The organism is Enterococcus sp. FDAARGOS_375 (assembly GCF_002393265.1).
GTDB lineage: Bacteria > Bacillota > Bacilli > Lactobacillales > Enterococcaceae > Enterococcus_D > Enterococcus_D innesii.
This window is the reverse complement of the sequence record NZ_CP023515.1, coordinates 1,175,875-1,189,078: the sequence shown is the minus strand read 5'-3', so window position 1 is coordinate 1,189,078 and position 13,204 is coordinate 1,175,875. Positions and strand designations below refer to the sequence as shown.

The window sequence follows — 13,204 nt, the reverse complement described above, 5'->3', positions numbered from 1 at the left end:
TTTTTTAAAAAACATGGGTTTCTATGGGGAAAAACAGCAAGAATTGGGTTGTGCTGTGCTTTTTTTCCCTTCGTTTAGAAACAGAATAGTTGTTGGATCTTGGTTTTTGTCCTACGATGATACTAGCAAGTGTTGGAAAAAGAAACGAGAGGAGCAAAGAAAATGAAAATTTTTGTCGTTGGTGCTACTGGACGAGTAGGCCAAAAATTGATCACCTTTCTAGAAAAACAAGGACACATCGTTTATGCTGGTGCGCGCAGCAGTGAGAAAATCACAGAAACGGAGACGATCAAGCCCGTGTTCTTTGATTTACACACGGAACCGGAAGAGATGGCGGCGAAATTCGCAGATGCGGAAGCGGTATACTTCGTGGCGGGTTCCCGAGGCAAAGACTTGCTGCAATCTGATCTGTATGGTGCGGTCAAAGTGATGCAAGCCGCTGAAGCAAAAGGAATTAAGCGCTACATCCACCTTAGCTCAGCCTATGCCTTAGAACCTGAACAGTGGCAAAGGGAAGGCATGGCGTCATTGATGGATTACACGATCGCCAAATTTTTCTCTGATCGCTGGCTGATCGACAACACCGCACTAGACTATACGATTTTGCAGCCGGGTGCGTTGAAAGAAACACCAGGATCTAGTTTGATCGAGATCAGTGAAACGACCTCTGGTGCGATCCCCATCGAGGATGTCGCCGTCTTGTTAGGTGAAATGCTGGAACGTCCAGCAACTTATCAAAAAGTCATCAAAGTCCAAGCTGGGGAAACCCCCATCAGCGAGGCACTGGATCAGCTTTAAGGCGAGCCTTTGGACTTGAAGAGAATGTACTGAAGGAGCTGCACGGCAATGAATCGTTGGCGTGCGGCTTTTTTTTGTGAAGAAGCCAGTCACTTTTCATTTTTGAAAGCGGTGACTCTTGACTTTGGAAAAATAGTTTGTTACGCTTATTGCTAACTTTAGAGGGGGTGGTAAACGAATGTCAAGCGACTCGAGTGACGGTGAGCAGAAACACTATTTTGACTTGCCTTACTTTTTAATTGAATAGGAGACCAACCAATAGTAGCGCGTTATTTAGGAGCAGTTTCTAAATAAGGGGCTTATTTGTGTTATCCATCAATGAAAAAGAAAAGGAAGAAGAAAAAAATGAATAAAAAAGAGTTTCAGTTATCAGTGTCAGAAACAATCGAACAGTATCAGGTGCCGTCAATCGATCAAGGGTTGACTGAGGCGCAAGTAACCGAGCGGTTAGAAACCTACGGATTGAACCAATTAGCGGTCAAAAAAACCGCCAAGTGGCGTTTGCTGCTGCGACAATTCCATAACACGATCATCTACATTTTGATTTTCTCTGCCATCTTAACGCTGCTGATGGGGCATTTCTCTGATGCCGTGATCATTGGCATCGTCGTGCTGGTCAATGCGTTGATCGGTTATTACCAAGAAGCGAATGCTTCCGATGCATTAGAACGGATCAAAGAGATGCTATCAGCAGAAGCCACGGTCTATCGGAATGGGATTCGTCAAGATATTCCAGCTGCCGAAGTCGTTCCAGGGGATGTCGTATTCCTAGAAGCTGGTGACAATGTGCCCGCAGATCTGCGAATCATCGAAGCCGACAACTTGCGTATCCAAGAATCCGCCTTGACTGGTGAAGCCGATTCGGTGGAAAAAATAACAGATGCCTTAATGGATGAAGCAACGCCATTAGCGGAACAACGGAATTTGGCGTTTGCTTCGACTTCCGTGACATCAGGAAGCGGGAAAGGGATCGTGATCGCTACTGGCGTCACGACTGAGATCGGGAAAATCTCAGCTGAAGTCAATCAAACGGAAGAACGAAAAACGCCGTTGATGAAAGAGATCGATGGACTGGGGAAAGGCATCACCTATGTGATTATGGGCGTGGCGGTCTTGCTATTTGTTGTCAGCTTGTTCCAGCAAACCTATGCGATCTCTGTCTTATCCTTAGCCGTTGTCACCATGATCGTCGGCTCGATCCCAGAAGGATTGCCAGCAACGACCTCGGTGGTTTTGGCGATGGGTGTCAGCGACATGGCAAAAAACAAGCACACCATCATCAAAACGCTACCAGCGGTTGAAACGCTAGGCTCAGTCGATGTGATCGCGACGGATAAAACAGGTACCCTGACCAAAAATGAAATGACAGTCAAAGACATCGTATTGGCTGAGCAGGAATATGAAGTGACGGGTGACGGCTATGCGCCGGTGGGAGAAATTCGTCCAAAGCAGGAGGACGTCCACGCGCAAGACACCTTGCAGTTGTTTTTGGAAGCTGGTTACGAAGCCAACGATACGGTATTGGTCCCAGAAGGAAATCACTGGACGATCAATGGGGAACCAACAGACGGCTCCTTTTTGACGCTTTATCATAAGCGATTTGCCTATCCGCAAGCACCTGCTTACCAAGAGCTGGATATGCTGCCCTTTGATTCGGACAACCGCTACATGGCGAAACTAGTGGCAAACCCTGCGGGGGAACGCTTGCTATTTGTTAAAGGCTCCCCAGATAAATTGTTTGAAATGGTGCAAAAACAAGCGGCGCCTTTTGATGAAGCCTATTGGACAGGCCATGTCCGCCGCTTGTCGGCAGAAGGCAAACGAGTGGTAGCGGTGGGCTATCAGAAAGTTTCGATTGATCACATTGATGAAACGATTTTTGAGCAAGGGCTGCAATTACTAGGGATCGCTGGGATCATCGATCCGCCGCGAGAAGAAGTGATTGCCTCCTTGAAGGAAATGAACCAAGCCGGTGTTCAAGTGAAAATGATCACTGGCGATCACCCTCTGACCGCCAAAGCGATTGGCGAAAAGCTTGGCCTAGCGGATGAGATTCACGTTGTGACTGGTGCCGAGTTGGATCAGATGAGTGAAGCCGAATTTCAAGATGCTGCCTTGACGAATCAAGTCTTTGCACGAACCACGCCGAAAAACAAATTGGACATTATCAAAGCGCTACAAGCCAAAGGCAAAGTCACGGCGATGACAGGGGACGGTGTCAACGATGCCCCTGCGTTGAAGCGGGCGGATATCGGTGTAGCGATGGGGATCAGCGGCACGGATGTAGCCAAAGATTCTGCTGATATGATCTTGACTGATGACAATTTCGGTACCATGTCCTTAGCGATTCGCGAAGGACGCAGGATCTATGACAACATCAAAAAGAGCATTCTGTTTCTGTTGCCGACATCTTTTGCTGAAGGGCTGATCATTGCCTTTACGATCATGATGCAAAAAGAATTGCCGTTGCAGGCGACGCAACTGCTGTGGATCAACATGGTTTCTGCTATTACGATCCAGTTTGCGTTTATCTTTGAACCAGCAGAGTCTGGGATCATGAGCCGCAAGCCGCGAAAGACAGGCAATAAATTGTTGAATCGCCACGATATTTGGCAGATGGCGTATGTGTCGATCTTGATGGCAGTCATCAGTTTGATCGCCCATGACTGGCTCTTGCTGCAAGGCGTCAGCGAAGCCGTTGCTAGTACCATGATGGTCAATATCGTGGTCTTGAGTAAGATTTTTTATTTGTTCAACATCCGTACCAGTGCACCAGCGTTTTCTAAAGCTTCCTTCACCAATCCAAAAGCGTTCGTGATTATTGGTGTGATGCTGGTTCTGCAACTGTTATTGACCTATGTTCCATTTATGCAAAGCGCCTTTCATACGGAGGACATGTCCTTGATCGGCTGGGTCATCTCAGCAGCTTCTGGGATGGTCGTCTTACTCGTGACGGAGTTCGATAAATGGCTTCGTTCGAGAAAAAATATTTAACCTAGGTTTTCTCGTGTTTTTTTACAGGCAAAATCGCCTTGCTGCAGCTTAGGTAAATGGCGGAACGACAAGGGATTTCTGCTGTTGCTGCTTTGGGGTTGTCAAAAGAAAAAGCCAAGAGGAATTCCTATCGGCTCGTGATCAGGCCTATTGACAAACAAAAATGGTCGGGCTAAAATGCACATGAATTGAATAGTATTCTTCGGGGCAGGGTGTAATTCCCGACCGACGGTGACAAGCACAATGCTTGAAGTCCGTGACCCGCATAGCTATGCGGTGGAGCCAGTGTGAATCTGGCACCGACAGTGAAAGTCTGGATGGGAGAAGAAAAACCACAAAATTTCAAGGGGCGCAGTGCGTCTAAAATTGATTTTTTGCCGGTCTTGTTTGTCTATGCCTCGTGAGATTCTCACGAGGCATTTTTTTATTGAAAGGAGGAAGGAAGATGCATAACGAATACATGCGTCTGGCGATCGCAGAAGCCAAAAAAGGGCGTTACCAAACCTTTACCAATCCGCTAGTGGGCGCTGTGATCGTCAAAGAGCAACGGGTCATTGCCAAAGGGGCTCACTTAGTCTATGGGCAGCCCCATGCGGAACGAAACGCCATCGAACAATGCCATTCCTCCGAAGACCTAATCAATTCGACTTTATACGTGACGTTAGAACCTTGCAACCATCAAGGAAAACAGCCGCCTTGCACCCAGCTGATCATCGACAGCGGCATCAAAAAGGTAGTCATCGGCCAGTTAGACCCTAACCCGATCGTGGCTGGACAAGGCAAGCAATTTTTAGAAGAACAGGGCATCGACGTGTTGGTGGGCATCGAAGAAACAGCGGTGCGCCGTTTGAATCCCCACTATAATTTTTACCATCAGCATCAGCGACCTTACGTGGCGTTGAAGCAAGCGATCACTTTAGATGGCCGGATCGCTCATGATGCGTTAACCCGCAGTGCGATCACTGGTTCAGCGGTTTGGCAAAACGTCCATCAAGAACGTGGAGACTATCAAGGAATCTTAGTGGGCAGTCAGACGGTGTTGACGGATGATCCCACGTTATTGACCACGGTTGAAACCAGCTTTCCGCCGATTCGCATCGTGTTAGACCGTCGGGGGCGAACGCTGTCGCAACCCCATTTGGCAATGTTTGCCGATGATTCGGCACCTGTGTGGATTTTTACGCAGCAGACAACTGTCAGTGATTTGCCAGCTCATGTGTCAGTGATCCAGCTGGAAGAGTTGACAATTGTTTCATTGCTGAAGGAGCTTGCCGCACGACAGGTCCAATCGCTTTACGTAGAGGGAGGCGCTGCGATCCATGATGCCTTTTTAGCCAGCGGACTGTGGCAAGAAAGCATTACCTATGTGGCGCCAAAGTTTCTTGGGGGCAATAGTCTTGCAAGTTTTACCAGTGAGCGAACCCCGAAACAGCTGCAGCAGCTAACAGAGGTGACGGTGACTGCAGTTGGGGAAGATGTTTGCATCCGAGGAAGGAGACCAGAGGAATGTTCACAGGATTGATTCAGGAAAAAGGCCGCATCAAAGAGATCCGCAAGCAAAGCCGCACGATCCAACTAACTTGCAGTGCGTCCGAAGGATTACTGGCGGATTACCAGATCGGAGACAGTATGGCGATCAACGGGACGTGTTTGACGGCGATCGCCAAACAAGCGACGACGTTTACGGTGGATATCATGCCAGAAACCTTTCAACGAACGACCTTTAAACAACTCTCGGTGGGTGCCGAAGTCAATTTGGAGCGAGCGATGGCAGCAACGCAGCGTTTTGAAGGCCACTTTGTCGCAGGCCACATTGATGTAACGACCCGTTTGATCCAGAAAAAGCAGTTGGAAAATGCCTTGATCTTGACGTTTGCTTATCCTGTCAGTGTGCAAGGGGAAATCATTCCGCAAGTGTCGATTGCGATCAATGGCGTCAGTTTGACGGTTACCCAGACGACGGCACAGGCATTTTCCGTTAGCTTGATCCCCCATTCCAAAGACCAGACGACGCTGGGGCAGTTGAAACAAGGGGAGTGGGTCAATATCGAGACGGATATGATCGGGAAATATGTCAAATACCAACGAAAATGAAAGAAGGCAGACGATGCATAAAGTAGAACAAGCAGTGGAATGGTTAAAAAAAGGCGGCTTAGTGATTGTCGCCGATGATGAAAATCGAGAATCAGAAGGAGATTTGATTGGGATCGCTGAATACGCAACGCCAGAATCTGTCAATTTTATGGCGACTTATGGCCGCGGCTTGATCTGTGCACCCATCTCACAAGCAATCGCTGAAAAGCTGGCATTGCCTGAGATGACCGCCAATAATACGGATGCCTTTGGCACCGCATTTACCATCAGTGTCGATCACGTGACGACGAGTACGGGAATTTCTGCGAAAGACCGGGCAGTGACGATTGAAAAGTTGGCTGATCCTGCGTCACAGGCTGCGGATTTTTATCGCCCTGGCCATATCTTCCCATTGACCGCTCAACCTGGCGGCGTGTTGGAACGCAGAGGACATACAGAAGCGGCTGTGGATTTAGCAAAGCTTGCTGGCAGCGTGGAAGCAGCCTACATTTGTGAGATTTTAAATGAAGATGGCACGATGGCTCGGGTCCCAGAATTGAAAAAATTAGCAGAAAAATGGCAGCTGCCGTTTTTGACCATTGATGAGTTGGCGGAATATCTACGAGGAACCACGCCTATCACGGTGGATCTGCCAACGGCTTATGGGGCGTTCCAATTGTCCTTATTTGAAGATGAGTTCGGCAATGAACACCTTTTACTAGCCAAAGGCGAGATTCAACATACTACCGAGCCGCTGTTACTACGGATCCATTCAGAGTGTTTAACAGGCGACGTCTTCGGCTCTCATCGCTGTGATTGCGGCGAACAGCTGCAAGAAGCGATGCGGCAGATCGAAGCAAAAGGCCGCGGTGCGATTTTGTATCTACGCCAAGAAGGCCGCGGTATTGGCTTGCGGAACAAGCTCCGTGCCTATCAGCTGCAGGAACAAGGCATGGATACTTATGAAGCAAATATTGCATTAGGGTTTGCAGCAGATGCCCGTCATTACACGTTTGCCGCTGATGTTTTACGTTCCTTAGAAGTGCAGGAGATTCAACTGATGACCAACAACCCTGACAAAGTGAAGGAATTAGAAAGCTTAGGGATCAAGGTCGCAGAACGAGTACCGCTGGAGATGCCTGCGCATAAAGAAAACAGCAGCTATTTGAAAACGAAGAAAGAAAAGTTTCACCATTACCTATCTATTTAATCAACCAAAGGAGAATGAGCGATGACAGTATTTGAAGGAACGTTTCAGGGAGAGGCAGTCAAAGTAGGGATCGTGGTCTCACGATTCAACGAGTTTATCACTTCCAAGTTAGTGGAAGGCGCCAAAGACAATTTGTTGCGTCATGGAGTCAAAGCAGAAAACATCGATGTGTATTGGGTTCCAGGGGCTTATGAGATTCCGTATATTACCAAAAAAATCGTTGACCACAAACAATACGATGGGATCGTGACATTAGGTGCCTTGATTCGCGGAGCAACGACCCACTATGAATTGATCTCAAATGAAGTGGCGAAAGGCGTAGCCCAAATTGGTCTGAATGCCGACATTCCGATCATGTTTGGTGTGTTGACGACTGAAACGATCGAACAAGCCATTGAACGGGCGGGAACCAAAGCTGGCAACAAAGGCAGCGAAGCCGCTCAAGGTCTTTTGGAGATGATTTCGTTGAATCAGCAAATCCTTGGCAACGCATAGGTTTCACGTTCGAACAAAGGGAAGCTAGCAAGAAAAAGCCTGCCTAAGCATAGGCATTAGACTGGAGACAGACTTCGTACAAAATGAAGTCTGTCTTTTTTTCATCATTAAAAAAACACTGGATTATTATGCCAAAGGATTCGCTTCTTCACGGGTACCGTGTTTTCGATAGGTCAATGGAGAGGAAAACGCCCATCAATCACGAACATTAGAATAACTCTTGTTTAAGGAAATTTTCAGAAAATTATTTACATTTCACAAAAGGTTCCTTATAATGACTCTATTCATTGAGAGTGATTCTCATTTGCAAATAGATGTCAAAGTAGCACATGGCTTTGGCGCTTTTCATGAGAAGAACTGTTATAAGCGAAAAAACGCACAGATGCTTCTTTTATGATGGCGGCGAGGCAACAGTCAAGGTTGTTTTTGCTGTGAAATCAGGAGAGGATCGTGCTGAATAAAGGAGAATCACATGTCGGTAGGGTTGATTAAATCAAATCGTTGGATGGTTTCGACAATCATTTGCTGTGTTTTAGTTGTCGCCATTCTCTTATCTGCAGGAGTTGCTTTGGCAAACGGCCAAGCCAATATCACCCTTGGCGAAGTTTACCAAATTCTCTTCTATAAAATCAGCCATGGATTGGTTGGTGATCTTTCAGGCATTTCAGACGCAAACATCAATATCGTCTGGTTTGTTCGGGCACCGCGGGTCTTGCTCTCTATTTTTGTGGGCATGGGGTTAGCAATCAGCGGGGCAGTGATGCAGGCAGTGGTCCAAAATCCGCTGGCAGATCCCTATATCTTAGGAATCTCTTCTGGCGCATCCTTAGGGGCGACCTTCGCCATCTTAGTCGGTTTTGGCGGCTCAGCGCTAGTCTTGCAGCTGGGCTTATCGTTTGGTGCCTTTGCAGGAGCGGGGATTGCGACTATTTTGGTGCTGCTGCTTGCCAGTATCGGTGGGAAAATGACTTCCACAAAACTTGTGCTGTCGGGGACGATCGTCAGTGCCTTATGTAGCTCTGTTTCAAACTTGATCATCTATCTGGCTAGCAATGCAGAAGGGATGAAGACCGTAGCGTTTTGGTCGATGGGCAGCCTAGCCTCGGCTTCTTGGAACAAATTGGGCTTTATCGTGGTTCTGGTTTCTTTGATCACGCTGTTCTTCCTGACGCAATACCGTGTTTTGAATACGCTTTTGCTGGGGGATGAAGTTGCCTCCACCTTAGGGGTCAAGCTGACCTTCTATCGGCGTTTTTACATGCTGCTAGCAGCGCTATTAACCAGTATCATCGTTGCGAATTCTGGCATGATCGGCTTTGTTGGCTTGATCATTCCTCATATCGTACGTGGAGTCAGCGGGTCGGATCATCGCCTGTTAATGCCTTTGACCGCTTTGACAGGCGCGTTGTTTTTGATTTGGGCGGATGTGATCGCCCGCTCGACTCTGCAAGGAGTCGAACTGCCGATCGGGATCATTACAGCGCTGATTGGTGCCCCGATCTTTATCTATATCATTGTCAAACGGCAATACAACTTTGGGGGGTGACGGAATGAAATTAGCAGTTGAAAAGCTCAATCTAACGATCGGGGATCAGCAGATACTAAAAGACATCTCCGTCCAAACCGCACAAGGGCAATTTGTCGGCTTGATTGGGTCCAACGGCAGCGGCAAATCGACATTGTTAAAAGCTATCTACAAAACGTTGAAACCTGATAGCGGCGACATTTATTTGGGTGAGATGAATATTTTGAAAAGTTCCGAAAAAAAAGTCGCCCAGCAACTCAGCGTCGTCAGTCAGTTCAATGAGTTGAGCTTTGATTTAACAGTAGAACAGATGGTACTTTTAGGCCGCACGCCCCACAAGGGTCTATTGGAACAAGACACCAAAGCCGATCATGAGCTGGTCACTGAAGCCTTAGCCAAAACAGGGCTAAGTGCCTATAGAAAACGCAGTTACCTCTCATTATCAGGAGGCGAAAAACAGCGGGTCGTCCTTGCTCGTGCCATCACCCAAGAACCGAAATTTATGATTCTCGATGAGCCGACCAATCATTTGGATATCCGTTACCAGCTGGAAATCTTAGAGACCGTCAAGCATCTGAAGATTGGCTTGTTGGCGGCGCTGCATAATTTGGAACAAGCAGCCAACTATTGCGACATCATCTATGCCTTAAAAGATGGTCGGGTCGTAGGGTATGGCGAACCAGAAACGCTGCTGACAGAGGAACTGATCGAAGAAATCTATGGTGTGAAATGCAGTATTTACCATCATCCGATCACAGGCGGATTAGGGTTTCATTATTATTTTGAAAAGGAGCAAACAGATGAATAAATGGGGAAAAATGATTGGGGTAGGATTGGCAGTTTTTACATTAAGCGCTTGCGGCAATACGAAGGATGAAGGAACTTCGGCTTCTTCCTCACAGGCAGAAAGTACGTATCCCTTAACCATCAGCAACTACACCAAAGCAGAGGGCGGCACGCAGTGGACTGCCAAGGACCAAACCTTTAATGAGGCACCGAAAAAAGTCGTAGCCAACACACGACCAGCAGCGGAATTGCTGCTGCATCTCGGCCTCAAGGATCAGATTGCGGGTGTCGGTGCAACCTTTGGTGCCGCCGATGAGGAAGTTGCTGCTGATTATGCAGAACTCAACGACCTGGGCAGTGACTATATCAGTAAAGAAACGGCGCTAAGTGTGGATCCAGATTTGATTTTTGGTCGCGGGGGACTTTTCGATAACCAAGATTGGGGCGTCGGCACCGTTGATTCCTTGAACGAGATGGGCATTCCGACTTACGTCCAAGAAACCTCTGTCACTGGTGCAACATTTGATTCCGTTTATCAAGACATTGAAAACCTCGGTAAGCTCTTCAATGTCCCTGAGGCAGCCGCTGCTTTTGAAAAAGAATTAAAGGATCGCCAGAGTGCTTTGGAAGAAAAAGTAGCAGACAAAGAAGAGCAAACCTTTGCCCATCTCTTTATGTCTGATCCTAGTGTGGTCAGTGTCTATGCCGCTCAGGACGAGTCTTTTTTCAATAGCAACTTTGATATGATCAAACTGAACAATGTGTTTCAAGACTATTCAGGGGAAGTCAGTGTCGAAACCTTGATCGAAACGGATCCCGATGTCTTGATCGTCGGCGACTGGTCAACAATCGAAGGCAGTGTTTCTGGTCAAGAAATCATTGAAGGCTTGTACAAAAATGACAAACTCTCCAGCATGAAAGCCATCAAAAACAAACAAGTCTACAGCATGGACTACAATTATCTCTTTGGCTACGGCTACCAAGCCTTGACTGGTTTGGAAGAACTGGTAGAGCAAATGGCACAATAAACACCTCCTGTTGCATAAAAAGGAGAACCAACTTTTTATTTAATAGAAGAAAACCAACGTTTCACTGGCCGATCGACCACAGAAACGTTGGTTTTTTGTATTTGGGAAAAGCAACCTTTGCCGCTGCCCGTTCCGCAACAAGTAGCCCGTTAGCTGTTTTTTTCTGTCTCTTGGTTCATTTGATAGCGAGACAATAGCTTCTCTTTGTGTTTTTGCATGATCGTCTCTAGAGAAATATCGTATTTATCGGCGAGAATAAATAAGTTATCCAGTACATCGCCCAATTCTTCCGTCAGGTTTGCCAGTTTTTCTTCTGGCAAGCCTTCTTGTTCATCGGGACGGTCACGACCGATCTCCAATGTCCGAATGGCACGGCTCACTTCCCCGACTTCCTCTGCTAAAAAATTCGCCCGAATAAACGGATCGTACTGATACCAGTTGCGGGCTTTGTAGAAGTCACTGATAAATCGTTGATACTCCTCAATGTTCATAAATTTTTTTCCATCCTTTCGCAGAACCTTTATCAGAATCATGATATACTATTTCAAAATGATTGAGAAGGATGATGGAGAGTTTTATGAAAATTGCAGTCTATTGTGGTGCCAGTGTCGGTAATGAACCTAGTTTTGCAACAGCCGCCCAAGAATTGGGGCAGTGGATCGCTTCACGGCAAAATACGCTGGTCTATGGCGGCGGAAAAGCGGGCTTGATGGGCGTGCTGGCAGATGCTGTCTTAGAAAATGGCGGTCAGGTGATCGGGGTGATCCCAACCTTTTTAAAAGATCGGGAACTAGCATATCCTGGATTGACCGAACTCCATGTCGTCGAGACGATGTCAGAAAGAAAACGAAAAATGTTCGAATTGTCGCAGGCGTTTGTCGCACTGCCAGGTGGTCCCGGGACGCTGGAAGAAATCACGGAGATGATCTCGTGGTCAAGAATCGGTCAGAACCCGAATCCGTGTGCTTTTTATGATGTGAACAATTTTTACCGCGCAACGAGAGCTTTGTATGACAATATGGTGGAAAACGAGTTCTTGACGCAAGCCGATCGCGAAAAAATCGGCTTTGCACAAACAACTCAGGAGCTTGAAGCTTTTATTCAAGCCTACGAACCGCCAGTTATTCGGCAGTATTAAGCGTCTGTTGCAAAAGAGCAAGGCGAAGCACCGGCGGGTGTCGTCTTGCTCTTTTGCTTCTTTGACGCATTCTTAGTATAATGGGGTTTGTTTTGCAAGTGGGGTCATAAAATAAGATCCTTGGACAAAGAAATGGAGCGTAAATCATGACAACAAATTTTTGGGCTGAATTGCCGAAGCCTTTTTTTATCCTAGCACCAATGGAAGATGTCACCGATGTCGTTTTTCGGCATGTCGTTCAAGCTGCCGGCGCACCAGATGTTTTCTTTACGGAATTTACCAACTCCGATAGTTACTGCCATCCAGAAGGACGCGACAGTGTGCGGGGACGTTTAGTCTTCACCGAAGATGAGCAGCCGATGGTGGCACACATTTGGGGTGACAAGCCAGAGTATTTCCGTGAAATGAGTATCGGATTAGCCGAGATGGGCTTTAAAGGGATTGACTTAAATATGGGCTGTCCAGTGCCAAACGTTGCCGGACGAGGCAAAGGCAGCGGCTTGATCTTGCGACCAGACATTGCTGCTGAGCTGATCCAAGCAGCCAAAGCTGGCGGCTTGCCGGTCAGCGTCAAGACGCGTTTGGGCTATACCGAACTAGGGGAAATGGAAGCCTGGTTGACCCATGTCCTGCAACAAGATATCGCCAACCTTTCGATCCATTTGCGAACCCGCAAAGAAATGAGCAAGGTCGATGCCCATTGGGAATTGATTCCTGAAGTGGTTGCCTTGCGGGATAGAATCGCCCCACAAACGAAGCTGACGATCAACGGCGATATCCCTGATCGTACCAAAGGTTTAGAGTTAGCAGAAAAATATGGCGTAGACGGAATCATGATCGGTCGGGGCATTTTCAAGAATCCCTATGCCTTTGAAAAAGAACCAAAAGAGCATACTTCAGAAGAGCTATTAGGCTTGCTACAGCTGCAATTAGACTTGCAGGATCATTACGCCAAAATGGTGCCACGCTCGATCGCAGGACTGCATCGTTTCTTTAAAATCTATGTTAAAGGCTTCCCTGGAGCCAGTGATTTGCGAGCAAAATTGATGAATACCAAATCAACGGATGAAGTTCGGCAACTGCTGGCAGAGTTTGCGGAGAAAAAGAACCACGAGGAAAGTATTGAAGCGTAAGTTTCAATACTTTTTTTGTTTTTG

The 13,204-nt window shown here is 47.2% G+C and carries 12 protein-coding genes and 1 riboswitch; of the genes, 11 read left to right on the top strand and 1 reads right to left on the bottom strand.

What is annotated here, in order from left to right; all coding sequences use genetic code 11:
- Positions 1-162 precede the first annotated feature (162 nt).
- The 9 genes from CO692_RS06745 (at position 163) to CO692_RS06705 (ending at position 10,909) form a co-directional block, all read left to right on the top strand.
- Positions 163-798, top strand: a complete 636-nt coding sequence (locus CO692_RS06745) for an NAD(P)H-binding protein (RefSeq protein WP_005230609.1) — start codon at positions 163-165, stop codon at positions 796-798.
- 345 nt (positions 799-1,143) lie between these two features.
- Positions 1,144-3,792, top strand: a complete 2,649-nt coding sequence (locus tag CO692_RS06740) for an HAD-IC family P-type ATPase (RefSeq protein ID WP_096741883.1) — start codon at positions 1,144-1,146, stop codon at positions 3,790-3,792.
- 194 nt (positions 3,793-3,986) lie between these two features.
- Positions 3,987-4,125: riboswitch (FMN riboswitch) on the top strand.
- A 112-nt stretch (positions 4,126-4,237) separates the two neighbouring features.
- Entirely contained in the window at positions 4,238-5,314 is a 1,077-nt protein-coding gene (ribD, locus tag CO692_RS06735) for a bifunctional diaminohydroxyphosphoribosylaminopyrimidine deaminase/5-amino-6-(5-phosphoribosylamino)uracil reductase RibD (RefSeq protein WP_096741882.1), read from the top strand.
- Positions 5,299-5,886 carry a riboflavin synthase gene (locus tag CO692_RS06730; protein WP_096741881.1) on the top strand — a complete coding sequence of 196 codons (588 nt, stop codon included), beginning with the start codon at positions 5,299-5,301 and terminating at the stop codon, positions 5,884-5,886. The genes ribD and CO692_RS06730 overlap by 16 nt, the downstream gene beginning before the upstream one ends.
- On the top strand, positions 5,864-7,075 hold the full coding sequence (gene ribB / locus CO692_RS06725; RefSeq protein WP_096741880.1) for a 3,4-dihydroxy-2-butanone-4-phosphate synthase: 1,212 nt from the start codon (positions 5,864-5,866) through the stop codon (positions 7,073-7,075). Before CO692_RS06730 ends, ribB begins: the two co-directional genes overlap by 23 nt.
- Before the next feature lie 21 nt (positions 7,076-7,096).
- Positions 7,097-7,570 (top strand): 6,7-dimethyl-8-ribityllumazine synthase, encoded by a 474-nt coding sequence (gene ribE, locus CO692_RS06720; RefSeq protein WP_005230622.1) that lies wholly within the window; start codon positions 7,097-7,099, stop codon positions 7,568-7,570.
- 472 nt (positions 7,571-8,042) lie between these two features.
- Positions 8,043-9,116, top strand: coding sequence for a FecCD family ABC transporter permease (locus tag CO692_RS06715; protein WP_005233272.1), 1,074 nt, complete (start codon positions 8,043-8,045; stop codon positions 9,114-9,116).
- A 4-nt stretch (positions 9,117-9,120) separates the two neighbouring features.
- Positions 9,121-9,903: an ABC transporter ATP-binding protein gene (locus tag CO692_RS06710; RefSeq protein ID WP_096741879.1), complete on the top strand. Its 783-nt coding sequence runs from the start codon at positions 9,121-9,123 to the stop codon at positions 9,901-9,903.
- Positions 9,896-10,909 carry an ABC transporter substrate-binding protein gene (locus CO692_RS06705; RefSeq protein ID WP_005233274.1) on the top strand — a complete coding sequence of 338 codons (1,014 nt, stop codon included), beginning with the start codon at positions 9,896-9,898 and terminating at the stop codon, positions 10,907-10,909. Before CO692_RS06710 ends, CO692_RS06705 begins: the two co-directional genes overlap by 8 nt.
- A 149-nt stretch (positions 10,910-11,058) precedes the next feature.
- Here the strand turns inward: CO692_RS06705 and CO692_RS06700 are convergent, their stop codons facing one another.
- Entirely contained in the window at positions 11,059-11,400 is a 342-nt protein-coding gene (locus CO692_RS06700) for a MazG nucleotide pyrophosphohydrolase domain-containing protein (protein ID WP_034872892.1), read from the bottom strand.
- 86 nt (positions 11,401-11,486) lie between these two features.
- Between CO692_RS06700 and CO692_RS06695 the strand changes: the two genes are divergently transcribed.
- A complete protein-coding gene (locus tag CO692_RS06695) occupies positions 11,487-12,047 on the top strand; it encodes a TIGR00730 family Rossman fold protein (RefSeq protein ID WP_096741878.1) in 561 nt (186 codons plus the stop codon).
- Between the two features lie 146 nt (positions 12,048-12,193).
- Positions 12,194-13,180 carry a tRNA dihydrouridine synthase gene (locus CO692_RS06690; RefSeq protein WP_096741877.1) on the top strand — a complete coding sequence of 329 codons (987 nt, stop codon included), beginning with the start codon at positions 12,194-12,196 and terminating at the stop codon, positions 13,178-13,180.
- The last annotated feature ends 24 nt before the right edge of the window (positions 13,181-13,204 follow it).